Here is a 23,052-nt window from a genome sequence, read left to right on the forward strand (position 1 = left end):
CTTAGCCTAGTTGATGCGGTAGACCACCGGGCAGTTGACGACGAAGCCGACAGCCCGGAACGCCCCGCCGTCGAGGCTCTTCAGGAAGCCTCGCGTCGCCATCTCGGCCGCCTGCAGTGCGCTCGTCATGCGGTAGCGATAGCCTTTCTGGATCGCCTCGTCGGTCCACACCGCCGGGAACAGCCGCCACATCGGCGAATAGTCGAGGTTGATCGTCGGGATGCCGCCCAGGATGTTGAGCGGCCCGCGCCCGTCGGTCAGCGCGCTGACCAGCCCCTGGCGGTGCGGGTTGTCGAGGCCGACGGGCCCGTTGACGACGACGACGATACGCTCCGCCGATTCACCCGGCGACGCATCCTCCAGCGCGAAGGGCAGGTCCTGCAGCGCCGGCGCATAGGTCGCATTCTCGAGGGCGGCGACGAGCGGGTTGTTCGCCTCGGTCGACAGATACTGGATCGGCTTGTCGAAGGTGAAGCCGAGCGTCAGGCTGAGCGTGACCGTCTCGTCGCGCGGGCAGATCGCGACGACCTTGTCGTGCACCTTGGCCTTGTCGACGTTGCCGTCGCACATCGCGTTCAGTTCGGCTTCCGACGCCTGCGAGACGACGGGGGCGTTGAGGATCACCGACTTGGCCGAGTTCTCGACGTACACCATCGGCGAATAGGTCGCGTCGCCGACGCTGCCGGGCTGGAAGCTCTTGGGCGGGAAGGGCGCCTCGGGCGGGCCGGGCACCACCGACAGCACCGGCTTGAAGTCGACCGATCCGGTCGCGAACAGGAAGACGCCGTCCTTGCCGATCGTCGCCTTGCGCGCGCCGTTGCCGGTCAGGCCATACGCCATCTTGGGCGAGTAGTTGACGCCGTGGAGGTTCGACAGGTTCTCGTCGGTGGTGTCGGTGATGATGAACCACACCGGCGTGCCGTTCTTCAGCCTGCCCTTGCGCAGCGGCACCGTCGCGGTGCCCTTTTCCAGGTCGATGTGCGCCGACTTCATCATCACCACCGGCCCGAGGAACTCGGGCTTGATTTCCGACGGCGACGGCTGCGCGACGATCGTGCGCAGGTCGGGATAGATCGACCCCGGCGCCTGGCGGATCTCGTCGAGCGGCTTGCCCTCCTTGCCGCGCACGACGACCTCGGCGGAGGCCGACGCGGCGCAGGCGACGATCGCCGCGGTTCCGGCAAGATGGATCGACCTGGTCAGACTGTTTCTCGGCATGGCTTGCTCCCGCTCCTTGGACCCCGATGGCGCGGTCGATGCCGGGAGGGCCCGGTCGGCGCGCTGGTGCAGAGGACCAGAAGCCGTGCGCGCTGGCTTTCATGTCGCAGCGCTTTTTGCGCGCGCTTGCGGCGGCGTCGGAGCCCGCCCGTCGTGCGCCGCCGGGCTGGCGCAGCGCCCGCAATAATCCGATAGCGTGGCCTGTGGCTCGGCCGTATCGTGCCGCATCGGGAGCCGTGCCAATGCCGTGGAATGACCTGCCCGCATGGTACGCCCGGGTGCACGACACGCCCCGCGACGCCGGACCGACCCTGACCATGGTGACGCTGCGCACCGTCGCGGGCGTCACGGCGGCGGACGTTGACTGGCACCGCGACACCGAGTTCGGCACCTTGGTGGACTGGGCCAAGGCCGGCTTTTTCGTGCTCGGCTTCACCGCGGTCGACCGCGCCGAGCTCACCCTGTTCTGCGCGCTCGAACCGGACGAGATCACCGCCCGCGTGGCGCAGCTGCCGCTGGTCGCCGCGGGCCTCGCTCACGCCGACATCCGCGCGGTGTCGAGCCTGCGCCTGACCCGGCCGCTGGAACTGGCGCGGGGCTGACGCCGCCGGCTTGCCGGATATTGCCGTTTTATCGGCGTAACGGTCTCTGCCCATCTCGGAAGGGTGCCGCTGCGATGCTAGCTATGGGGTCGTAAGCGGAGACCCCCGATGCTCGACAGCGCGCGTCCCGGACCGGCCTTCCACGCCAGCGTGGGGCATGCCGCCTTCGACGCCATCCGCTTTTCGGAAAAGCCCGTCGCACAGCTCGTCGCGCGCCCGTCGCAGCCACTGGCGATCGTCCGCCATGTCGGGTCCGCCCATGACGGCATCGTCTCGGCGGCGACCGAGCCGAACGGCTTCGACACATTGGTTCTGAACGTCACCAGCGGCGGGCGCTACCGCGGGCGCGTCGGCGGGGCGCGCGTCGACCTTCCGTTGCAGCGCGGCCAGATGAGCTTCGTCCCCGGCACCCAGGACTTCGACATCGATTATCCCGCGTCGAACGGCGTCGTGCTGCTGATGCTGCCCCAGACGCTCGGCGCGCAGCTTGGCGCGGCGATGGGCACCGGCGTGCCGTCGCCGATGTTCTCGGAGCGCCACGACCGGCTGGCGCAGCTGTTCCTGATGACCGAGCGCGAGCTGGTAATGCCCGGCTTCGCTTCCGACCTGATGATCGACGGGCTGCTGCGCGCGATGTTCACCATTCTCGCGCGGCGCGAGGGCGGCGGGCCGCCGCCGCCGTCGCGCGTCCACCTGCCGCCCGCCAAGCTGAAGCGCGTCACCGACTTCATCGAGGCGGAGCTGGGGCGCGGCATCAGCCTCGACGACATCGCCGGCGTCGCGGGCCTTTCGCCATTCCACTTCTCGCGCGTCTTCAAGATGGCGACCGGCGAGACCCCCTATCGCTTCCTCGGCGCGCGGCGCCTGGCGCGGGCGCGGGCGCTGCTGGCGGGCGCGATGCCGCTCGCGGAGATCGCGCTGGCGTGCGGCTTCGCGAGCCAGTCGCACTTCACCGCCGCCTTCACCAAGGCGTTCGGCCTGTCGCCGGGCCGCTATCGCCGCCAGCTCGCCGACTGAGCTTCGAAGCAATCCGCCGACAATCGCGCGCGTCTTCGAAATACCGCACGCAGCCCACCGCCTATCCCCGCCGCATCAGCCGGGGAGACGTCGATGAAACGCCGATCAAAATACCTGCTCGGGCTCGCCGCCCTGCTCGCCGCACCGCTGCAGGCACAGGACGCCGAATGGACTCCGCTCAGCGGCGCGCGCTTCGGTGCCGAGCTCGGCGAGAAATGGATCCCCGTTCCCAACGGCGACAGCGGCGCGCCGCGTCAGGGCTGGCTTGCGACCGCCGACGGCTTCTTCACGCGCGAGGCGCATCTCGCCTACGATTATGTCGAGTTCGATGGCGGCGGCGCGCACGAGGTGCTGGCGCGCTTCAACCACCCGCTGTCGCGTCGCCTCTGGGCCGGTATCGAGGTGCCCTTCTACCAGCGCGCGGGCGGGCGCAGCGATTTCGGCGACGTGTCGGTGAACACGCTGGTGATGCTCGCCGAGACGCGCAACCTGTCGGTCAACGCCGGCGTCGGCTGGCGGCTGCCGACGGGGTCGGTGCGGCTGGGTAACAACGTGTTTGCCGCGCAGCCGCAGATCAACCTGTGGAGCGATGTCGGCGGCGGCTTATCGCTGCGCGGCCGGGTCGGGTACGAATTCACCGACTCCGGCCGTGCCGACGCCTTGGTACTCAACGCCGCGATCGGCCAGACGGTGACGCCGCACGACCGCGCGCCGCTTGGCGACCTGACGTGGTACGTCGCGGGCAACTGGCGCGAGCCGTCGCAGAGGCGCAGCTTCGTCAGCGTCACGCCGGGCGTGCGCACCCATGTCGGCGGCAATCTGTTCTTCCTGGCGGGCGTCGAGTTTCCGCTGACCGACCGCGATGCGTCGTTCGACCGGCGCTATATCGTCCAGCTCGTGCAGGGCTTCTAGCTGCGGTGGCGGCGCCGGTATTCGGCGGGGGTCGACCCGACGGTCTGGCGGAAGCGCGTCGAGAAATGCGCGTGCGTGGCAAAGCCCGTGCGGCGCGCGATCTCGACGATCGGCAGCGCGCCGCCCTTCAGCAGCTCGCGCGCCACGCCGATCCGCTGGTCGAGCAGATAGCCATAGGGCGGCAGGCCCGTCGCTTGCCTGAAAGCGCGGACGAAGTGATAGCGGCTGTACCCCGCGACGCCTGCAAGATCGTCGAGCGTCGAGCGTCACTGCGGCGTCGAGGTTGGCGTGGATGAAGTCGCGCACCTTGGTGATCGTATGGGGCGTCAGTGACAGGCGCGCCTGACCGCGGAAGCGCCCGCCCCAGGCTGATGTCGCCGCCAGCCGGGCGATCAGTGCGTCGAGATAGACGTCGCCGATCGTCGCCCAGTGCGGGTCGCCGCGGCTGGCGATCATCAGCTCGAACAGGTTGGCGGCGTGGGGGTCGGGGCGGCCGATCACCTCGGCGCAGCGCACCGTCGCGGGGTCGCGGTCGAAGACCTCGGCGACCAGCTGCGCGAAACGCTGCGGCTCGACATAGATGTGCGCGAACGCGATCGGCCCCTCGGTCTGCCACTTGTAGATGCTGCCCGCCTCGATCGTCGTGATCGCGTGGTGCGCGACGTCCACGGTTCGCCGCCGGTCGCCGCCGCTCCGGTGGACGCGCTTGGCACCGCCCTGGTGCAGGACAATGACATGATGGTCGAGCGCCGGCTGACGCATCGTCGCCGCAGTGCCGCTCCACGACTGGAGGTAGCCGCCGGTCAGCGCGACGGGCGCACTCGCGGCGGCGCTGTCGGTCGATGTCCAGTCGCGCCACAGCCGCGAATCGAGCGTATTTGCGACGTGCCGGGCGGTCATCGGCTTTTCGAATTCGGCCTGCGCATGCCCATTCATTATCCCGGCGCTGCATGGGCGTAAACACGGCGAGCGGGGTGAGGTGGCCAGGCGAGGCGGTTTGCTTACCGGCTGGTATCAACCGGGCGAGGCGGACCCTACGCCGGTCTCATCGCTTCATCTTGAGGAGTAATGGTGGACGCACCAGGGTTCGAACCTGGGACCCGCTGATTAAGAGTCAGCTGCTCTACCAACTGAGCTATACGTCCACGCCCTTGCGGGAGGCGGGCAGTTAGCAGTGCCTCCCGGCGCCGTCAACGGCCTGTGTAGCCTGCTCCCGCGATGCGGCGAGCGCGGCGCATGACCGGCAGGCGGCGAGACGCGCCACCGGGCTTCGCCACGCCGCCCGCATTTCGGGTACCGAACGGCGCGAGCTTTGCGCGATAGGCGTGCATGGGCGAGGGCAGGTCGATGCCAGTGACACTCTACGACCGGTTGTGGGATGCGCACGTCGTCGCGGCAGAGGCCGACAGTGGCGCGCTGCTCTATATCGACCGCATGCTGCTCCACGAGGTCAGCAGCCCGCAGGCATTCGCCGGGCTGAGGGAGCGCGGACTTAGGCCGCGCCGGGCGGCGGCGCACCTCGCGGTCGCCGACCATGCCGTGCCGACGCGGGCGCGCCACCCGATCGCCGACCCCCAGGCGCGGGCGCAGGTCGCGCTGCTCGAGGCCAATTGCGCGGCGGCGGGCATCGAATATCTGGCGCTCGACGATGCGCGGCAGGGCATCGTCCACGTCATCGGGCCCGAGCTGGGCTTCACGCTGCCGGGCATCACTCTCGTCTGCGGCGACAGCCACACCGCGACGCACGGCGCGTTCGGCGCGCTGGCGTTCGGCATCGGGACGAGCGAGATCGAGAGCGTGCTGGCGACGCAGGTGCTGCGCCAGCAGCGTGCACGGACGCTGCGTGTGCGGATCGACGGGGTATTGGGGCAGGGCGTGTCGGCGAAGGATGTCATCCTGACGCTGATCGGCCGCATCGGCGCGGGCGGCGCGGCGGGTTTTGCCATTGAATATGCGGGGTCGACCGTGTCGGGGATGTCGATGGAGGCGCGCATGACGCTGTGCAACATGACCATCGAGGCGGGCGCGCGCATCGGGCTGATCGCACCCGACGACACCACCTTCGCCTATCTGAAGGGCCGCCCGCGTGCGCCGGTGGATGCGGTGTGGGAGGCGGCGGTGGCGTACTGGCGGACGCTGGCGAGCGACCCGGTCGCCGTCTTCGACCGCGAGATCGCGCTCGATGCTGCCGCTATCGCCCCGCAGGTCAGCTGGGGGACGAGCCCCGATCAGGTCGTCGCAGTGGACGGCGTCGTGCCCGCCGGCGCGGGGAAGGGGGCACTCGCGTACATGGGGCTGAGCGCGGGCGCGCCGCTCGCCGGGCTGGCAATCGACCGGGTGTTCATCGGCTCGTGCACCAACGGGCGGATTGAAGACCTGCGCGCTGCTGCTGCCGTGGCGCAAGGCCGACGCGTCGCCGACGGGGTCACCGCGATCGTCGTGCCGGGGTCGGGGCTGGTCAAGCGCACCGCCGAGGCCGAGGGTCTGCGCGACATCTTCATCGCCGCGGGCTTCGAGTGGCGCGAGCCCGGCTGCTCGCTGTGCGTCGCGATGAACGACGACCGGCTCGACCCCGGCCAGCGCTGCGCCTCGACCTCCAACCGCAATTTCGAGGGGCGGCAGGGCATCGGCGCGCGCACCCATCTGATGAGCCCGGCGATGGCGGCGGCAGCGGCGGTCACCGGTGTCATCACCGACGTGCGCGCGCTGTGACGCCCTTCACCACCCTTTCGTCGCGCGCGGTGCCGCTGCCCGAGGCGAACATCGACACCGACATCATCCTGCCGGCGCGCTTCCTGCTGCACACCGAAAAGCACGGGCTGGGCCGCTTCGCCTTTTTCGAGCGGCGGCAGGGCGGCGGCTTCATCCTCGACGACCCGCGGCTGACAGGCGCGCAGATCCTCGTTGCGGGCGAGAATTTTGGCTGCGGGTCGAGCCGCGAGCAGGCGCCATGGGCGCTCGCCGACCTCGGCATCCGCTGCATCGTCGCGCCGTCGTTCGGCGAGATCTTCCGCGCCAACTGCATCCGCAACGCCATGCTGCCGGTGACACTGGGCCGTGCCGACTGGCTGCGCGTCCTCGAAGCGGCGCAGCGGTTCGAGGTAATGGCCGTCTACCTCGCCACCGGGCGCCTCGACCTCGCCAACACGAGCATCGGCTTCAGCCTGCCGCCGCGCGAGCGCGAGGCGCTGCTCGACGGCCGCGACGAGATCGACCTGATCCTCGCGCATCACGCCGCGGCGATCGCCGCTTTCGAAACCCGCCAGCGGCACGACCAGCCGTGGCTCTGGGAGACACATCATGGCTGACCCCCGCCTGCGCGCGCTGCTCGACGCGAAGACCTTCTTCGTTGCGCCCGGCATCCAGGACATGATCACCGCGGTGATCGCCAACAAGGTCGGGTTCGAGATCGTCTACGGCACCGGCTATTGGATGACCGCGTCCGCCCACGGGCTGCCCGACGCCGGGATCGCCAGCTACACGCAGATGCTCGACCGAATGGCGACGCTGGTGCGCGCGGCGGATGCGCCGGTGATCGCCGACGCCGACACCGGCTTCGGCGGGCTGCTCAACGTCCATCACACGGTGCGCGGCTATGAAGATGCCGGCGTCACCGCGATCCAGATCGAGGACCAGGAATTCCCCAAGAAATGCGGCCACACGCCCTACAAGCGGCTGATCCCGGTGCAGGACATGGTCGACAAGGTGCGGGTCGCGGTCGCGGCACGGCGGTCGCCAGATTTCCTGATCATCGCGCGCACCGACGCGCGCCAGTCGGAGGGGCTGGAAGGCTCGATCGCGCGCGCACGGGCCTATGCGGAAGCGGGAGCCGACGTCCTGTTCTGCGAGGCGCTGACCAGCGCCGACGAGATGCGCGCGGCGTGCGCGGCGATCGACCGGCCGATGATGGCGAACATGTCGAACGGCGGGCTCACGCCAGTGCTGTCGGCGCGCGAACTCGCGGACATCGGCTATGCCTTCGCGATCTACCCGTCGCTGACCAGCCTGATTGCGTCGGCCGCGATGGAGACCGCGCTGCGCCGCCTGAAGGACGACGGCGACGGTCAGCCCGCCGACCTGCCGATGTTCGATTTCAACGAGTTCTGCGGCCTGATCGGCTTCCAGGAGGTATGGGACTTCGAGGCGAAGTGGGGGCGGTGACCGGGTCGTCGGGTTAGGGCGTCAGCGTCTCGCGGGCCTCGCGCGAAATGCCGATCAATATGCCGAGCAGGATCAGCACGGTCATCATCGCCGACCCGCCATAGCTGATCAGCGGCAGCGGGATACCGACGACGGGGGCTAGCCCCATGACCATCATCATATTGATCGCGAGGTAGAAGAACAGGGTGCAGGTCAGCCCCATCGCCGCGAGGCGCGAGAAGGGTGCCCGGGCGCGCAGCGCGACGCGGACACCCCAGGCAAGGATGATGCCGAACCCGATAATGATGAACGCGCCGCCCAGCAGCCCCCATTCCTCGGCCATCGTCGCGAAGATGAAGTCGGTCTGCGGCTCGGGCAGGTAATCGAGATGGCTCTGGGTGCCCGACAGGAAGCCCTTGCCGAAAAGGCCGCCGCTGCCGATCGCGATCTTCGACTGGGTAATGTGATAGCCCGCACCCAGCGGATCGCTGGCGGGGTCGAGGAAGATCGCGATGCGCCGCTTCTGGTAATCGTGCAGCATCGTCCATGCGATCGGGGCCGCGGCGACGATCGCTGCGCCCGCGCTCAGGAACAGCCACAGCCGAACGCCCGCCAGGAACATGATCGAGACCCCGCCGAAGCAGATCGCCAGCGCCGTCCCCAGGTCGGGCTGGGTCATCACCAGCGCGGCCGGCAACGCGATGATGAGCAGCGGCGGCCACAGCCCGACGAAGCGCGTCACGAACGGCCGCGGCACGTAATGATAGAAGCGGGCGAGCGCGAGGACGATCGCGATCTTCATGAACTCCGACGGCTGGAGCTGAATGAACCCCAGGTCGAGCCAGCGCTGCCCGCCGCCCTTGATCGCGCCCAGCGCCTCGACGCCGATCAGCGCGACGAGCACCGCGCCGTACAGCACATAGGCATAGTCGATCCACATCCGCAGCGGCACCTGCGCAACGACCAGCATGACCAGCAGCAGCACCGCCAGGCGGACGCTGTGCCGCGACGCCCAAGGCTCGAAGCTGCCCGCCGCCGCCGAATAGAGGATGACCAGGCTGAACCCGCCCAGCGCCATCACGGCCAATATGATGCCCCAAGGGTACTGGCGCAGCCGCTGGAGCCAGGGGGCGTCGAGCATCCTCAGGTCACCACCGGCGGAGGCGCGGGAGCGGGCGCGGCTGCGGCAGCTGCATCCGCCGCGGCCTTCGCCGCCGCTTCGTTGGCTGCCTTGCGCCGCGCTGCATCCGCCTCGATGATGCGCAGCGTCGCATTGGCGCGCTCGGGTTCGAATAAATAGGTCAGCACGTCGCGCGCCACCGGGGCGGCGGCGGTGCCGCCGTGCATGCCGTGCTCGACGATCACGCTGACCGCGTAGCGCGGGTTGATCACCGGCGCATAGGCGACGAACAGCGCGTGATCGCGGTACTTCCACGGCATCTGCTCCTGCCGGGTCACGCCGCGCCGCCGCTCGGCCATGGTGATGCGCTTGACCTGCGCGGTGCCCGTCTTGCCGGCCATGACGATGCCGTCGACCATGACCCGGCTACGCGTCGCGGTGCCGCCGCGCCCGTTGACGACATCGACCATGCCCTGGCGAACGATCGCGAGATGCTCCTCCGGAATACCGAGCGACGGTGCGGCGGCACGCGGGCCGTCGGCGAGCAGCCGCGGCTCGACCGCGCGCCCCGTCGCGAGCCGCGCCGCCATCACCGCCAGCTGTAGCGGATTGGCGATCAGGTAACCCTGGCCGATCGAGGCGTTCAGCGTTTCGCCGATGGTCCAGTCCTTGCCGTAGCGCTTTTCCTTCCACGCCGCGTCGGGAACGATGCCCTTCGCCTGGCCGGGCAGCGGCAGGTCGAACTTCTGGCCAAGCCCGAAAACCCGCGCCATGTCGGCGATCGCCTGGTTTCCCGCCGCCCGGCCGTAGGTGTAGAAATATACGTCGCAGCTCTGCGGGATGGCGGAGTGCAGGTCGACATGGCCGTGCCCGCGCCGCGAATGGCAGTGCCACAGGCCGCGCCCGTAGCGGTACACACCGCGGCAGACGACCGCGTCCTCGGGGCTGATCCCGGCCTTCAACGCGGCGAGCGCGGTGACCATCTTGAAGGTCGATCCGGGCGGATAGAGCCCCTGCGCGCTCTTGTTGATCAGCGGGTGCGCGTCCGATGACTGGAGCGACTTCCACAGCTTGGTCGGCACGCGCGTCGAGAAGACGTTGGGGTCATAGGCAGGCGACGACAGCATGCACAGCACGTCGCCGGTCTGGCAGTCCATGACGATGACGCTGGCGGACTCGTCGCCCAGCCGCCGCGCGGCATAGCTCTGCAGGCCGCGATCGATGGTCAGGCGGACGTTGGCGCCGGGCTCGTCGGCCTTGGTGTCGAGCTCCCGGACGATCTTGCCGCGCGCATTGACCTCGACGCGCCGGGCGCCGGGCTTGCCGCGCAGCACCGCGTCCTGCGTGCGCTCGATGCCGTCCTTGCCCAGCTTGAAGCCGGGGAAGACCAGCAGGGGGTCGCGCTCGCGCTGATACTGCTCGGGCGTCGGCGCGCCGACATAGCCGAGCAGGTGGGCGAACGCCGGACCGCCCGCATAGACGCGGCCGAAGCTCTGGACGGGAACGACGCCGGGCAGGTCGGGCAGGCGAACGTTTAGCGCCGCGAACTGCGGCCACGCCAGCCCGCTGGCGACCGCGACGGGCATCGCGCCGGGCAGGCGCGCGACATCGGCGCGGATGCGCGTTAGGTCCTCCAGCGTCAGCGGCAGCACGCCCATGATGGCGCGCAGCGTCGCCTCCAGGTCGCGAACCTGCTCGGGGATCAGCTCGAGGCCATAGTCGGGGGCGTTGGCCGCCAGCGGCAGCCCCGCGCGGTCGACGATCCAGCCCCGGCGCGGCGGGATCAGGCGCAGCGAGACGCGGTTGTCCTCCGACGCGAGCCGGTATTTCTCGCCCTCGAACAGCGACAGATAGGCCATGCGGGCGCCCAGTGTCGCGCCGACCAGCGCCATGCCGCCGCCCAGCAGCACGGCCCGTCTGGCGAACACCTGCTCGCGTTCGGCCTCGGTGCGGAAGTTCATCGCAGCAGGCGGCGCTGTACGCGGCCGCAGATCAGCACGACGAACGGGTAGGACAGGGCGGTCGCCGCGGCCTGGACGAGCAGCGGCGTCAGCGGCGCCTCGACCCCCGCCAGCACGAGCAGCTGCTGGCCGACGAGGGCATAGGCGAGCGACAACAGGCCCAGCACGACCCAGTCGAAGCCGAAGCGGTGGTGGCCGAAGCGCCGCTCGAACAGCCGCACGAACAGCGCGGTCAGCGCGTACAGCGTCGCCGACACGCCGAAGGGCGCACCGGTCAGCGCGTCTGCGGCCAGTCCCAGCACAAAGGCGAGCCACGGCGGCATCAGCCCGGGCTGAAAAGTTGTCCAGACAAATACCGCGACGAAGCCCAGCGCGGGCAGAACCGGCCACGGCAAGATGATCGGCGCGGTGGTCAGCACGACGAGCAGCAGGACGGTCGTGCCGGGCACCAGCCAGCGCCACGCGCTCGTCACCCACGAGAAGCGGTCGGCGGCCGAGCGCAGCCGGTAATCGGTGCTCATTTGGGCGGGGCCGCGGCGGTCGCCGGGGCGGCAGCGGGCGGTGCTGCGGGGATGGGCAGATAGGGCGTCTCGACGCTGACATAGCCCAGCCCCTGCGGGCTCGCGGCGGGGCGGGCCTGCGGCGGCTCGGCGGCGCGGACGATCGTCGCGACGGGGATGCCGGGGCCGTAGACGCCGCCGTCGCCCGAGGTGACGAGCCGGTCGCCGGGACGCAGCGGCACCTCCGCCCCGACACGGTCGCGGATTTCGAGGAGCGGCCCGCCGTTGCCGACGGCGAGCGCCGGCTGGCCGGTGCGCTCGACGATCACCGGCACCCGGCTGGCGGCGTCGGTCAGCAGCAGGACGCGGGTCGCGCCGTCGCCCGCGTCGAGCGTGCGGCCGACGAGGCCTGCCGCGACGCGCACGGGCTGGCCCGGTCTAACCCCCTGCGCGCGGCCCGCCGAGATGATCGCCGAACGGATCGTGCCGCCGCTCGACGCGCCCGCGATGCGTGCGGTGGCGACCAGGCGAACGCGCGGCTCGACGACGCGCATCAGGGCTTTCAGCTGCCGGTTCTCGGCAGCGAGCGCGCGCGCGCGCTCGACGGCACGGCGACCGGCATCGCGCTCGGCGGTGACGGCGCGCAGCTTGGCCACCGCGCCCAGATAGTCGCCGGCATCGTTGCTCAGCGCGGCACCGCCGTCGAACGGCGCACGCACGACGCTCCAGATCGGCGCGACGGCATCGAGCGCGGCCTCGCGGATGCGCGAGCCGGCCTCCGGATTGACCCGCGCGACGAGCAGCAGCAACAGCCCGAAGGCGATCACCGCGCCCGACAGCACCGCGCCGATCAGGGCGAAGTTCTGCTCGCGGCGACGCGGCGAATTCAGTGATGGGGGCGACCAGTCCACGCCCCGTCTCCTACCGGAACCTCAAGCTGTCGTCAGCACGCCGCGGTACATCGGGTCCTCGAGCGCGCGGCCCGTGCCGAGCGCGACGCAGGTCAGCGGATCGTCGGCCACGGTTACCGGCAGGCCGGTCGCCTTGCGCAGCACGTGGTCGATGCCGTGCAGCAGCGCGCCGCCACCGGTCAGCACGATGCCCTGGTCGACTATATCGGCGGCGAGCTCGGGCTGGGTGTTCTCCAGCGCCAGGCGGACGCCCTCGACGATCGTCGAGACGGGCTCCGACAGCGCCTCGGCGATCTGCGCCTGGTTGATCGTGATTTCCTTGGGCACGCCGTTCATCAGGTCGCGGCCCTTGATCTCCAGGCTGCGGCCGATGCCGTCGACCGGGGCATAGGCGGTGCCGATTTCCTTCTTGATGCGCTCGGCGGTCGCTTCGCCGATCAGCAGATTATGGTTGCGACGGACATAGTTGACGATCGCCTCGTCCATCTTGTCGCCGCCGACGCGCACCGAGGTGGTGTAGGCGAGCCCGCGCAGCGAGAGCACCGCGACCTCGGTGGTGCCGCCGCCGATATCGACGACCATCGAGCCGATCGGCTCGGTGACCGGCATGCCCGCGCCGATCGCTGCGGCCATCGGCTCCTCGATCAGATAGACCGCGCTGGCGCCGGCGTTGATCGCGGCATCGCGGATCGCGCGCTTTTCGACCGACGTGCTGCCCGACGGCACGCAGATCACGATCTCGGGCGAGCGCGGAAAGCGCGAGGTGTGCACCTTGTCGATGAAATACTTGATCATCTCCTCGGCGATGTCGATGTCGGCGATGACGCCGTCACGCAGCGGGCGGATCGTCTCGACGTTGCCCGGCGTCTTGCCCATCATCATCTTGGCGTCGTTGCCGACCGCCTTGACGGTGCGGTGGCCCTTGATCGTCTCCATCGCGACCACCGACGGCTCGTTCAGCACGATGCCGCGGCCGCGCACATAGACCAGCGTATTCGCCGTGCCGAGATCGATCGCCATATCCTGGCTGAAGAATGAGAAGAGCCGGCTGAACCACGACATGAGGCGCGCAATCTCGATTTTACGGGGGCGGGAACCAAAGCCCGCGTGTAGGCGCGGCCACGCCGCTTTTGCAAGGAGGATGGTGCCGCGCGCGGCGGAACGCGCTAGGGAAGCGGCGTGCCGATCCGCCGCCTGCCCGACCACCTCGTCAACCAGATCGCCGCAGGCGAGGTTGTCGAGCGTCCAGCGGCCGCGCTGAAGGAGTTGGTCGAGAACGCGCTCGACGCCGGTGCGACGCGGATCATGGTCGAACTCGTCGCGGGCGGCGTCCAGCACCTGTCGGTCGTCGACGACGGCTGCGGCATGGCGGCGGACGAACTGCGCCTCGCGGTCGAGCGCCACGCGACCTCCAAACTGCCCGACGGCGACCTGTCGGCGGTCAGCACGATGGGCTTCCGCGGCGAGGCGCTGCCGTCGATCGCCAGCGTCGCGCGCCTGTCGCTCGCCTCGCGGACGGCGGGCGGGGAAGGGTGGGAGCTGGTCGTCGACAACGGCATCGTCACCGCCGACCGACCTGCTGCGCTGGCGCCCGGCTCGCGCGTCGCGGTCGACGGGCTGTTCGCCCGCGTCCCGGCCCGCGCCAAGTTCCTGAAGTCCGAACGCTCCGAGCTGTCGGCATGTCTCGACGTCGTGCGCCGCCTCGCGATGGCGCGGCCCGACGTGGCGTTCGAGGTCCGCCACGACGGGCGGCGGCTGATCTCGGTCGAGGCGGGGGACTTGGCGGCGCGCCTCGCCGGGCTGCTCGGCCTCGACTTCGCGGCGAACAGCGTGGGGGTCGCGCACGAACGCGACGGGCTTGGCCTGACCGGCATGGCGGGGCTGCCGACCTACAACCGCGGCATCGCCGACCACCAGTTCCTGTTCGTCAACGGCCGCCCGGTGCGCGACCGGCTGCTCGTCGGCGCGGTGCGTGGGGCGTATCAGGACCTGCTGGCGCGCGACCGCCACCCGTCGGTCGCGCTGTTCGTCGAGTGCAGCGCCGACTTCGTCGACGTCAACGTCCATCCGGCGAAGACCGAGGTACGCTTTCGCGATGCCGCGGCGGTGCGCTCGCTGATCGTCGGGGGGTTGCGGCGCGCGCTCGACGGGGCGGGGCACCGGGCTTCGACGACGGCGAGCGCCTTTGCGATGGGCGCGTTTCGGGCTGAAGGCCCACCCCTAACCCCTCCCGTACCGGGAGGAGGACCCGTGTGGGGGGAGCATTCCCCTCCGGCGGATTCCCCTCCCGGTACGGGAGGGGTCAGGGGTGGGCACGAACCCACAGGCATGTTCGCCGAAGCCGTCCAGCCCTGGGCCCGCCACGAACCCCCGCAGCCGCTCAACGCCTACCCGATGGGCGTCGCGCGCGCGCAGATCGCCAGCACCTATATCGTCGCCGAGACGCCCGACGGCCTGATCCTCGTCGACCAGCACGCCGCGCACGAGCGGCTGACGCTCGAACGCCTCAACAAGGCGCTGGCGAACGGCGGCGTCCACGCCCAGGCGCTGCTGATCCCCGAGGTCGTCGAGCTCGACGAGGTCGCCGCCGGCCGCGTCGCCGACCGTGCCGAAGAACTCGCCGCGCTGGGGCTGGAAATCGAGGCGTTCGGCCGCACCGCGATCCTCGTGCGCGCCACCCCCGCGCTGCTCGGCGCGACCGACGCGCAGGGGCTGATCCGCGACCTTGCCGACGATCTCGCGGCATGGGGCAGCGCGCAGACGCTCAAGGAAAAGCTCGACGCCGTCGCCGCGACGATGGCCTGCCACGGCAGTGTGCGGGCAGGACGCTCGCTCAGCGTCGCCGAGATGAACGCGCTGCTCCGCGAGATGGAGGTGACGTCGCACTCGGGCCAGTGCAACCACGGCCGCCCGACCTGGGTGAAGCTGGCGAGCGCCGACCTGGAAAAGCTGTTCGGCCGCCGCTGATCAGCGCGGCTCGCCGCGGTCGCTGCCGGGGGCGAGGATCAGGCGGTCGTCATGCTGGCGCGCACGGCATTCATCGGCGAAGGTCCGCGCCGCAAGCCCGTCCGCCTCGAACCGGCGCGCCTCGTCTTCGCTCAGCCGGTAATATTCCTCGTAATCGACCATGCGGTTGGCGACCGGGATCGACAGGAAGGGCGCCGCCGTCTCGGCATCGGCGCCGAGCGACCAGCGCCCCTCGCGATCGACCTTGGTATCCATGAAACGCGGCATTACTCGAAGACCTCCGCTGGAAAGACCGGATGACCGAGGCAACATTGGCACCCGGCGGCACGAGCCGCCAAGGTGCCAATGCGCTCCCCGGTCAGGCCGCCTTCACGGCGCGCCTGTGCCGGCGGGCCCCCGCCCCAACCAAACCGAAACCCGCAATCATCAGCGCCCAGGTGCCGGGCTCGGGCACCCCTGCCGCCAGCGGAGCGTAATTGACCGAGTAGTAGAAGGTGTCGATCCCGATCGAGCTGATCGGGATGCTGTAGCTGCCGGTCGAATAGATGAGCTCGCTCGTCAGCGCGGTATCGCCGTTGCTCAGACTGGTGCGCGGGTCGATAGTTGCAGGGCCAGCCGCGCCGCTCACCGCAGCGAACTGACTGATCGGCGTCAGCGGGCTGACGAAGTCAAGCGTGTCGCCGGGGCTGTAGGTGCCGATGATAAGATTATAGGCGACGACGACATCGCCGTTGATCTCCGCATCGAATAGGAAGTTCTCGGGCGTCCGTAGAATGATTTCCGCGATCGTCTCGCCGCCGTTGGTGGTCTCACCTGAGTACACGGTGATGTCCTGGCCGTTATAGCCTGCTCCGCCGAACGTCACGACGCTGCCGAACGCCGTCGACGCCGCAAACAGCGTGTAGGTGTTGAAACGTGTGTAGCCGAGCAGCGTAAGATAGAAATTGTCGTTCGGGACGACGCTGGTCCCGGCCGACGGCGGTGCCGCCGTAGCGGGTACCGCCGTGAGGGCGGTGAGCGCGGCGGCGACCGTGATAGTGGAAATGCGAAACGCTGAAATCATGAATGCCCCCTGTTCGCCGGCGCAGTGTCGTGCCGGGCCAGCTCTCGTACCGAAAACTTAAGCTGTGGCGTGGACTTGGCACCCCAATTTGGGTCAGTTACGTTTGATATCCGTCATGATCTGCGACCTGCGCCTCGACCCGCCTGCCGCGCCCGGTCCGGTGCAGCCACGCCTCGTCGGTCATCACTTCACCGAATTCACGCAAGGTCGCGTGACGCGCTGGCAGGCGGTCACCGGGGCCGACCGGCTCGAAGCGTTGATCTTCGGCGTCGTCATGGCCGCCAATCTCGCGCATCTGCCCTTCACGACTGCGGAGGGCTGGCTCGGCATCGACGCCCCTGACGATTTGCGCCGACCGGTTAGCATGGCGGCGATCGCGGCATCGATGAAGCTACCGATCGAGACCGTCCGACGCCGCGCCCACGGCGCCATGCGTGCCGGGCTGGTGACGATCGGCGAGCGCGGTTGCATCGCCCCCGCCGGGCTGTTCGCAACGCCCGCCATGGTGGAGGTCATGCGGATCGATGCCGCCGCATTGTTGGACTGCTGCAACGCGCTCGCCGACGAGGGTCACGGCCCGGCACGTGCGGCACTCGCCGCGGGCTGCGCGGCGGTGCCATCGACGGTGGTGGCGCGGCTGGTCGTCGATACCGGGATCAGGCTGATGGAATTTGTCGTCGAGCGCTACGGCCATGTGATCGACGCCGCGATCTGCATCGGGACCGTCGCAGCGAACGTCCGGCCGATGCGCGCCGATCCGCTGCTCTCGCGCGCCTATGCCGAATACGACCGCCCGCCGCCCGACGCGCTGCGTCAGCCGGTGACGCTGCGGCAACTGGCGCGCGAGTTGCAGCTGCCCTTTGAAACGGTGCGGCGGCGAATCGCCCCGCTCGTCGCGCGCGGTGAGCTCGCAGCCGTAGGCCGCGGCTTCATCGTTCCCGCTGAGGTCTTGGCGGGCGATGCCTATCGCGCAGAATCATATTCCGCGATGCGTGCTTTCGACAGGCTGGTGCGCGACATGGAGCGGGCGGGTGCGATGTCGGTCAGCGTGCAGCCCGTCTAGAGTCCATGCTAGTGCGAACGACTTGCAATCCTCGCTTCAATCACCGATAACGACTCGCAACAGCGGGACGGGAGAGCGAATCGGTGATCGTCTGTGTGTGCAACGGCCTCGGCGAGCGGCAGGTCAAGTCGGCGTCGCGCAACGGCCCGCCGACGGGTTGCCCGGTCGCTGCCTACGCCCGCCTCGGCTGCAAACCCAAGTGCGGCCAGTGCCTGAGCTTCGCGCGCGAGGTGCTTCGCGCTGCTTGAACGGACTGGGCCTGATTGACTTGAGCCCCGCCGCTGCTTCACAGCAGTCGAAAGGGAGCGGCACATGCGCGGCGATGCCAAGGTCATCGAATATCTGAACGCCGTCCTTAAGGGCGAGCTGACCGCGGTCAATCAATATTGGCTGCACTACCGCATGCTCGACAACTGGGGCATCGCGAAGCTGGCGGCCTACGAGCGCCACGAATCCATCGACGAGATGAAGCACGCCGACAGGCTGGCCGAGCGGATCCTGTTCCTCGACGGCCTGCCGGCGATGCAGCAGCTCGGTCGCCTGCGCATCGGTGAGAACGTCCCCGAGATCCTCGCCGCTGACCTGGCGCTCGAATACGAGGCGCTCGCGCTGCTCAAGGAAGCGATCCCCCACTGCGAGAAGGTCAGCGACTTCGCCACCCGCGAACTGTTCGTCGCGATCCTCGAAGCCGAGGAGGAGCACGTCGACTTCATCGAGCGCCAGCAGCAGATGATCGAGGCGATGGGCCTGCCGAACTACATCCAGCTGCAATCGAAGGCGGCGACAGAGGACTGAGGCAAAAGGGCGAACCATGCGGTGGGCGGTCGGCATCGCTGTGGCGCTGATCGCCGGATCGAGCGCCTATGCTAGCACGGCCGCACCGCGCGCCATCGTACCCGACCCCGGCGACGAGCTCGATCCGCAGGTCGTGCCGGCGGACCTTGCGGTGATCGCGCGCGCCCGGCAACTGCTCGACACCGAGGCGCGCTGGAACCGTGCCGACAATCGGCAGTGCCCGGCCGCAGCACAGAAATTCAGCCTCTATTGCGCGCTCCAACAGGCGCAGGTCGACGTGCTGGGCAAGGCGGCGCATCGCGGCGCGGCTCTACAGCAGGTGCGCTTCGTCATCGACGGCCTGACCGCCGACCGTCAGTACCAGCACCGACTGATGGACTATAATAACGATCCGCGCACCAGCTTCGCCGATATCGGAAGCGTCCTCGACCGCGCCGAGCAGCGGCTGCGCGTCCGGCTTGCCGCGCAGCCGCAACGATAGGCGCTACCCCGCCTGCGCGAGTGCCGACCGGCCGCGCTTGACCTCCAGCTTGTTGAGCGCGTTGACGTAGGCCCGCGCGCTCGCGACCAGCGTGTCGTTGTGCGCGCCGGTGCCGCGCGCGGTGCGGCCGTCTTCCGCCAGCAGGACCGACACCTCGGCCTGGGCGTCGGTGCCCTGGGTGACGGCGTGGACCTGGTACAGCTGTAGCGTCGTGCCGTCGTGGGGAACCAGCTTGCGGACCGCGTTGAACAGCGCGTCGACCGGGCCGTTGCCGCGCACCGCGGCGGTCGCCTCGACGCCGTCGATGTCGAGCGTCAGGATGGCACGCGCGGGGCCGGTGCCGCAGTGGATCTCGACCTCGCGGACCTGGACCCGGTCGTGGCCGCGCAGCACCTCGTCGTCGACCAGCGCGACAATATCCTCGTCCCAGATCGCCTTCTTGGCGTCGGCGAGGTCCTTGAAGCGCTTGAAGGCGTCGCCGAACTCGTTGTCGCTAAGGTCGTAGCCCAGCTCGCCGAGCTTCTGCTTAAATGCCGCACGGCCCGAATGCTTGCCGAGCACGAGGTTGGTCGCGCCCTGGCCGACGCTGTCGGGGGTCATGATCTCGTAGGTGCTCGAATCCTTGATCATGCCATCCTGGTGGATGCCGCTCTCGTGCGCGAAGGCGTTGGCGCCGACGATTGCCTTGTTGGCCTGCACCGCCATGCCGGTGATGCCGCTGACCAGCCGGCTGGCGCGGGTGATCTCCTTCGCGACGATACCGGTCTGCACGGGCAGCACGTCGCCGCGCACGCGGATCGCCATGGCGATCTCCTCGACCGCGGCGTTGCCGGCGCGCTCGCCGATGCCGTTGACCGTCGCCTCGCACTGGCGCGCGCCCGCCATGATCGCGGCGAGGGTGTTGGCGACCGCGAGGCCCAGATCGTTGTGGCAATGCGTCGAGAACACCGCCTGGTCGGCGTTCGGCACGCGGCCGATGACGTCGCGGAACATCGCGCCATAGGTCTCGGGGGTCGCATAGCCGACGGTGTCGGGCAGGTTGATCGTCGTCGCCCCGCAGCGGATCGCGGTCTCGACGGCGCGGCACAGATAGTCGGGATCCGACCGTGTCGCGTCCTCGGCCGACCATTCGACGTCGGCGCACAGGTTGCGCGCGTGGCTGACCGAGGTGCGGATCGCCTCGATGACTTCGTCGGGGGTCTTGTTCAGCTTGACGCGCATGTGGAGCGGCGAGGTCGCGATGAAGGTGTGGATGCGAGGGCTTTTCGCGTGGCGCACCGCGGCCCAGGCGCGGTCGATGTCGCCCGTCGCGGCACGGGCCAGCGACGCGACGATGGCGCGCTCGCACTGGCGCGAGACCGCGACGATCGCCTCGAAGTCGCCCTCGCTGGCGATTGCGAAGCCCGCCTCGATGATGTCGACGCCGAGCGCCTCGAGCTGGGCGGCGACTCGCAGCTTCTCCTCGAGGTTCATCGAGCAGCCGGGCGACTGCTCGCCGTCGCGCAAGGTCGTGTCGAAGATGCGAATATGGTCGGTCATGATGGGCCTGCTGAGTATCGGGTTCCGGGAAGCGGCGGGAAGACCCTCAGGCGTGCAAGGCTCGCGCACGCGAGCATCTGCGTCACGCCCGAGGGCGTGTAAGTCGCAGGAGCAGGCCGGTGCCGATCATCGCCCTTACGCTAACCCATCCCCCGCGCCGGCTCAATAGGTGTTCGGCACGTGCAGGTCGGCGGGTACCGGGTGGCGGACATAGTCGGCGTGGCGGATGCGCGCGGGCAGCACGACCTCGGGCTGCTCGACGTCCTGATAGGGGATCTGCGCGAGCAGATGCGCGATGCAGTTGAGGCGCGCGCGCTTCTTGTCGTCGCCGTCGACGACCCACCAGCGTGCCTCCGGAATATGCGTGCGCGCGAACATCTCCTCCTTGGCGGCGGTGTACTCCTCCCAGCGGCGGCGCGATTCGAGGTCCATTGGCGACAGTTTCCACTGCTTCATCGGGTCGTGGATGCGCATGTTGAAGCGCAGCTCCTGCTCGGCGTCGCTGACCGAGAACCAGTATTTGAGCAGCACGATGCCCGATCGCACCAGCATGCGCTCGAAGGCCGGCACGTCGTCGAAGAACTGCTCGACCTGCTCCGGCGTCGCGAAGCCCATGACGCGCTCGACCCCGGCGCGGTTGTACCAGCTGCGGTCGAACAGCACGATCTCGCCGGCGGCGGGCAGGTGGGGGACGTAGCGCTGGAAATACCATTGGGTGCGCTCGCGCTCCGACGGGGCGGGCAGGGCGACGACCCGCGCGACGCGGGGGTTGAGGCGCTGGGTGATACGCTTGATCGCGCCGCCCTTGCCCGCCGAATCGCGCCCCTCGAACAGCACGAGGACGCGAAGGCCCTTCGCCTGGACCCAGCTCTGCAAGCGGATCAGCTCGTGCTGCAGCCTGAATAGCTCGCGGAAATAGGCCTTGCGGTCGAGCTGCTCGCGCGCTGGATGGTCCGACATGTCGTTGATCAGCGCCTGCAGCCGGTCGTCGTCGAGCTCAAGCTCCAGCTCCTCGTCGAAGCTGTCGGCCAGTTCGGCCTTGATGCGGTCGACGACCGACTGCGGGGGCGGGGGAGCGGGATCGGCCATCGGCAATTGTTACGGCGCGGGCGTGACGGGGACGTGACAGCTTGCCCGCGCCGCGCGCGGCCCCCACATGGCGGGCATGGCATTGCCGCTCCCCGTCGACGCGATCGCGCACAATATCCAGCTGGCGACCGCGCCGGTGTTCCTGCTCGCGGGCATCGGGTCGTTCATGAACGTGCTGACGACGCGGCTCGGGCGGGTCATCGACCGCGCCCGGCTGATCGAGGCCGAGATCCACGGATACGACATCGACCTTGCCGCCCGTGCGCGCACCGAACTGCGGGTGCTCGGCCGGCGGATGACCGCGGCGCACTGGGCGATCGGCCTGTGCACGCTTTCGGCGCTGCTGGTCTGCGTCGTCGTCGCGGCGCTGTTCGTCGGCGACCTCATCCCGCTGCGCGGCTCGGTGATCGTCGCGGCACTGTTCGTGGGTGCGATGATCCTGCTGATCGGCGGGCTGCTGCTGTTCCTGATCGAGGTGCAGATCGCGATGCGGTCGGTGAAGGTGCGCGGCGAGATGCTCTGACCGCGCACCCTCCGCGCCTCAGTTGACGGCCTTGTCGACCAGCTTGTTCTTCCCGATCCACGGCATCATCGCGCGCAGCTTGGCGCCGACCTCCTCGATCGGGTGCGCGGCTGCGGCCTTGCGCGAGGCCTTGAGCTCGGGCTGGCCGGCGCGGTTGTCGAGGATGAAGTCGCGGACGAAGCGCCCGCCCTGGATGTCGGCGAGGACGCGCTTCATCTCGGCCTTGGTCTCGGGGGTGATGATGCGCGGGCCCGTGGTGATGTCGCCGTACTCGGCGGTGTTCGAGATCGAGTAGCGCATGTTGGCGATGCCGCCTTCGTACATCAGGTCGACGATCAGCTTAACCTCGTGCAGGCACTCGAAATAGGCCATCTCGGGGGCGTAGCCGGCCTCGGTCAGCGTCTCGAAGCCCGCCTGGATCAGGTGGGTCAGGCCGCCGCACAGCACCGCCTGCTCGCCGAACAGGTCGGTCTCGCACTCCTCGCGGAAGTTGGTTTCGATAATCCCCGAGCGTCCGCCTCCGACGGCCGAGGCATAGCTGAGGCCCAGGTCGTGGGCGTTGCCGCTGGCGTCCTGATGGACCGCGATCAGGCAGGGCACGCCGCCGCCGCGCTGGTATTCGGAGCGGACGGTGTGGCCCGGGCCCTTGGGGGCGATCATGATCACGTCGAGATCGGCGCGCGGCTCGATCAGCCCGAAGTGGACGTTGAGGCCATGAGCGAAGGCGAGGCACGCGCCGGGCTTGAGGTTCGCCGCGAGGTCGTCGGCGTAGATCGCCGCCTGATGCTCGTCGGGCGCCAGGATCATCACGACGTCGGCCCAGGCGGCGGCGTCGGCGTTCGACATCACCTTGAAGCCAGCTTGTTCAGCCTTCCCGGCGGTCGCCGAGCCGGGGCGCAGCGCGACGGCGACGTCAGTCACGCCGGAGTCGCGCAGGTTCTGCGCGTGCGCATGGCCTTGGCTGCCATAGCCGACGATCGCGACCTTCTTGCCCTTGATGAGGCCGATGTCGGCGTCGGCGTCGTAGTAAACCTGCATTTCAATTCCTGCCTTGTAAGATCCGAATATGAACAAGTAAGCGAATTTTGCGCCCGCGAAGCCATTTCGAGAAATCGCCCGCTCGCCCGGTTCGCATCCCCGGGTCCAATCAA

At 69.2% G+C, this 23,052-nt stretch carries 24 protein-coding genes, 1 tRNA gene and 1 pseudogene; 13 read left to right on the plus strand and 13 right to left on the minus strand.

Features of this window, described 5'->3' with window-relative positions:
- Nucleotides 1–6 precede the first annotated feature (6 nt).
- Entirely contained in the window at nucleotides 7–1,218 is a 1,212-nt protein-coding gene (locus tag FMM06_RS05130) for a hypothetical protein (RefSeq protein WP_143555083.1), read from the minus strand.
- A 242-nt stretch (nucleotides 1,219–1,460) separates the two neighbouring features.
- Here FMM06_RS05130 and FMM06_RS05135 point away from each other — a divergent pair, with 242 nt between their 5' ends.
- From FMM06_RS05135 to FMM06_RS05145, 3 genes are all read left to right on the plus strand, one after another.
- On the plus strand, nucleotides 1,461–1,820 hold the full coding sequence (locus FMM06_RS05135) for a hypothetical protein (protein WP_143555084.1): 360 nt from the start codon (nucleotides 1,461–1,463) through the stop codon (nucleotides 1,818–1,820).
- Nucleotides 1,821–1,928: 108 nt separating this feature from the next.
- A complete protein-coding gene (locus FMM06_RS05140; RefSeq protein WP_143555085.1) occupies nucleotides 1,929–2,837 on the plus strand; it encodes a helix-turn-helix domain-containing protein in 909 nt (302 codons plus the stop codon).
- A gap of 93 nt (nucleotides 2,838–2,930) precedes the next feature.
- A complete protein-coding gene (locus FMM06_RS05145) occupies nucleotides 2,931–3,749 on the plus strand; it encodes a transporter (protein ID WP_143555086.1) in 819 nt (272 codons plus the stop codon).
- Here FMM06_RS05145 and FMM06_RS16710 read toward each other — a convergent pair.
- Nucleotides 3,746–4,000: pseudogene (locus FMM06_RS16710) on the minus strand (helix-turn-helix transcriptional regulator); the annotation flags it as partial. The gene FMM06_RS05145 and the pseudogene FMM06_RS16710 sit on opposite strands and share 4 nt — an antisense overlap.
- 178 nt (nucleotides 4,001–4,178) lie before the next feature.
- Between FMM06_RS16710 and FMM06_RS05155 the strand changes: the two are divergent.
- Entirely contained in the window at nucleotides 4,179–4,709 is a 531-nt protein-coding gene (locus FMM06_RS05155; protein ID WP_143555088.1) for a hypothetical protein, read from the plus strand.
- Nucleotides 4,710–4,818: 109 nt separating this feature from the next.
- Here FMM06_RS05155 and FMM06_RS05160 read toward each other — a convergent pair.
- Nucleotides 4,819–4,894: transfer RNA gene (locus FMM06_RS05160), tRNA-Lys, on the minus strand.
- Nucleotides 4,895–5,096: 202 nt separating this feature from the next.
- Here FMM06_RS05160 and leuC point away from each other — a divergent pair.
- The 3 genes from leuC to FMM06_RS05175 are packed head-to-tail and all read left to right on the plus strand — an operon-like array spanning nucleotide 5,097 to nucleotide 7,910.
- Nucleotides 5,097–6,461 carry a 3-isopropylmalate dehydratase large subunit gene (leuC, locus tag FMM06_RS05165; protein WP_143555089.1) on the plus strand — a complete coding sequence of 455 codons (1,365 nt, stop codon included), beginning with the start codon at nucleotides 5,097–5,099 and terminating at the stop codon, nucleotides 6,459–6,461.
- On the plus strand, nucleotides 6,458–7,057 hold the full coding sequence (gene leuD / locus FMM06_RS05170; protein ID WP_143555090.1) for a 3-isopropylmalate dehydratase small subunit: 600 nt from the start codon (nucleotides 6,458–6,460) through the stop codon (nucleotides 7,055–7,057). The genes leuC and leuD overlap by 4 nt, the downstream gene beginning before the upstream one ends.
- Nucleotides 7,050–7,910, plus strand: coding sequence for an isocitrate lyase/PEP mutase family protein (locus FMM06_RS05175; RefSeq protein ID WP_143555091.1), 861 nt, complete (start codon nucleotides 7,050–7,052; stop codon nucleotides 7,908–7,910). The genes leuD and FMM06_RS05175 overlap by 8 nt, the downstream gene beginning before the upstream one ends.
- A 13-nt stretch (nucleotides 7,911–7,923) precedes the next feature.
- Here FMM06_RS05175 and rodA read toward each other — a convergent pair whose 3' ends face one another.
- From rodA to FMM06_RS05200, 5 genes are read right to left on the minus strand one after another with little or no spacing between them, the layout of a single operon-like run.
- Nucleotides 7,924–9,030, minus strand: a complete 1,107-nt coding sequence (gene rodA / locus FMM06_RS05180) for a rod shape-determining protein RodA (RefSeq protein WP_143555092.1) — start codon at nucleotides 9,028–9,030, stop codon at nucleotides 7,924–7,926.
- A gap of 2 nt (nucleotides 9,031–9,032) precedes the next feature.
- The gene (gene mrdA / locus FMM06_RS05185; RefSeq protein WP_143555093.1) at nucleotides 9,033–10,970 is read right to left on the minus strand and encodes a penicillin-binding protein 2; all 1,938 of its coding nucleotides are present in this window, start codon (nucleotides 10,968–10,970) and stop codon (nucleotides 9,033–9,035) included.
- A complete protein-coding gene (mreD, locus tag FMM06_RS05190; protein ID WP_143555094.1) occupies nucleotides 10,967–11,491 on the minus strand; it encodes a rod shape-determining protein MreD in 525 nt (174 codons plus the stop codon). The genes mrdA and mreD overlap by 4 nt, the downstream gene beginning before the upstream one ends.
- Nucleotides 11,488–12,381, minus strand: a complete 894-nt coding sequence (gene mreC, locus FMM06_RS05195; RefSeq protein ID WP_143555095.1) for a rod shape-determining protein MreC — start codon at nucleotides 12,379–12,381, stop codon at nucleotides 11,488–11,490. The genes mreD and mreC overlap by 4 nt, the downstream gene beginning before the upstream one ends.
- 21 nt (nucleotides 12,382–12,402) lie before the next feature.
- Complete coding sequence (locus FMM06_RS05200; RefSeq protein ID WP_143555096.1) at nucleotides 12,403–13,443, minus strand: rod shape-determining protein; 1,041 nt, start codon at nucleotides 13,441–13,443, stop codon at nucleotides 12,403–12,405.
- A 117-nt stretch (nucleotides 13,444–13,560) separates the two neighbouring features.
- Here FMM06_RS05200 and mutL point away from each other — a divergent pair, with 117 nt between their 5' ends.
- Nucleotides 13,561–15,348 (plus strand): DNA mismatch repair endonuclease MutL, encoded by a 1,788-nt coding sequence (gene mutL / locus FMM06_RS05205; RefSeq protein WP_143555097.1) that lies wholly within the window; start codon nucleotides 13,561–13,563, stop codon nucleotides 15,346–15,348.
- On the opposite strand, the gene FMM06_RS05210 is transcribed toward mutL, so the two are convergent.
- Complete coding sequence (locus FMM06_RS05210; protein WP_143555098.1) at nucleotides 15,349–15,615, minus strand: hypothetical protein; 267 nt, start codon at nucleotides 15,613–15,615, stop codon at nucleotides 15,349–15,351.
- Between the two features lie 91 nt (nucleotides 15,616–15,706).
- Complete coding sequence (locus tag FMM06_RS17140; protein ID WP_235889079.1) at nucleotides 15,707–16,411, minus strand: PEPxxWA-CTERM sorting domain-containing protein; 705 nt, start codon at nucleotides 16,409–16,411, stop codon at nucleotides 15,707–15,709.
- Between the two features lie 115 nt (nucleotides 16,412–16,526).
- On the opposite strand from FMM06_RS17140, the gene FMM06_RS05220 reads away from it, so the two are divergent.
- From FMM06_RS05220 to FMM06_RS05235, 4 genes are all read left to right on the plus strand, one after another.
- Nucleotides 16,527–17,474 carry a hypothetical protein gene (locus FMM06_RS05220; RefSeq protein ID WP_143555099.1) on the plus strand — a complete coding sequence of 316 codons (948 nt, stop codon included), beginning with the start codon at nucleotides 16,527–16,529 and terminating at the stop codon, nucleotides 17,472–17,474.
- Nucleotides 17,475–17,557: 83 nt separating this feature from the next.
- On the plus strand, nucleotides 17,558–17,722 hold the full coding sequence (locus FMM06_RS05225) for a (2Fe-2S)-binding protein (protein WP_143555100.1): 165 nt from the start codon (nucleotides 17,558–17,560) through the stop codon (nucleotides 17,720–17,722).
- Between the two features lie 64 nt (nucleotides 17,723–17,786).
- Nucleotides 17,787–18,269 (plus strand): bacterioferritin, encoded by a 483-nt coding sequence (gene bfr / locus FMM06_RS05230; RefSeq protein ID WP_143555101.1) that lies wholly within the window; start codon nucleotides 17,787–17,789, stop codon nucleotides 18,267–18,269.
- A gap of 16 nt (nucleotides 18,270–18,285) precedes the next feature.
- Complete coding sequence (locus FMM06_RS05235; protein WP_143555102.1) at nucleotides 18,286–18,750, plus strand: DUF6197 family protein; 465 nt, start codon at nucleotides 18,286–18,288, stop codon at nucleotides 18,748–18,750.
- Nucleotides 18,751–18,753: 3 nt separating this feature from the next.
- On the opposite strand, the gene FMM06_RS05240 is transcribed toward FMM06_RS05235, so the two are convergent.
- Both FMM06_RS05240 and ppk2 read right to left on the minus strand, forming a co-directional pair.
- Nucleotides 18,754–20,289 (minus strand): 2-isopropylmalate synthase, encoded by a 1,536-nt coding sequence (locus tag FMM06_RS05240; protein ID WP_143555103.1) that lies wholly within the window; start codon nucleotides 20,287–20,289, stop codon nucleotides 18,754–18,756.
- Between the two features lie 162 nt (nucleotides 20,290–20,451).
- On the minus strand, nucleotides 20,452–21,378 hold the full coding sequence (gene ppk2, locus FMM06_RS05245) for a polyphosphate kinase 2 (RefSeq protein WP_143555104.1): 927 nt from the start codon (nucleotides 21,376–21,378) through the stop codon (nucleotides 20,452–20,454).
- Between the two features lie 76 nt (nucleotides 21,379–21,454).
- Here ppk2 and FMM06_RS05250 point away from each other — a divergent pair, with 76 nt between their 5' ends.
- The gene (locus FMM06_RS05250) at nucleotides 21,455–21,901 is read left to right on the plus strand and encodes a DUF2721 domain-containing protein (RefSeq protein ID WP_207790242.1); all 447 of its coding nucleotides are present in this window, start codon (nucleotides 21,455–21,457) and stop codon (nucleotides 21,899–21,901) included.
- A gap of 18 nt (nucleotides 21,902–21,919) precedes the next feature.
- On the opposite strand, the gene ilvC is transcribed toward FMM06_RS05250, so the two are convergent.
- Entirely contained in the window at nucleotides 21,920–22,939 is a 1,020-nt protein-coding gene (gene ilvC, locus FMM06_RS05255; RefSeq protein WP_143555106.1) for a ketol-acid reductoisomerase, read from the minus strand.
- Nucleotides 22,940–23,052 lie beyond the last annotated feature (113 nt).

Source organism: Glacieibacterium frigidum (genome assembly GCF_007097155.1).
Lineage (GTDB): Bacteria > Pseudomonadota > Alphaproteobacteria > Sphingomonadales > Sphingomonadaceae > Glacieibacterium > Glacieibacterium frigidum.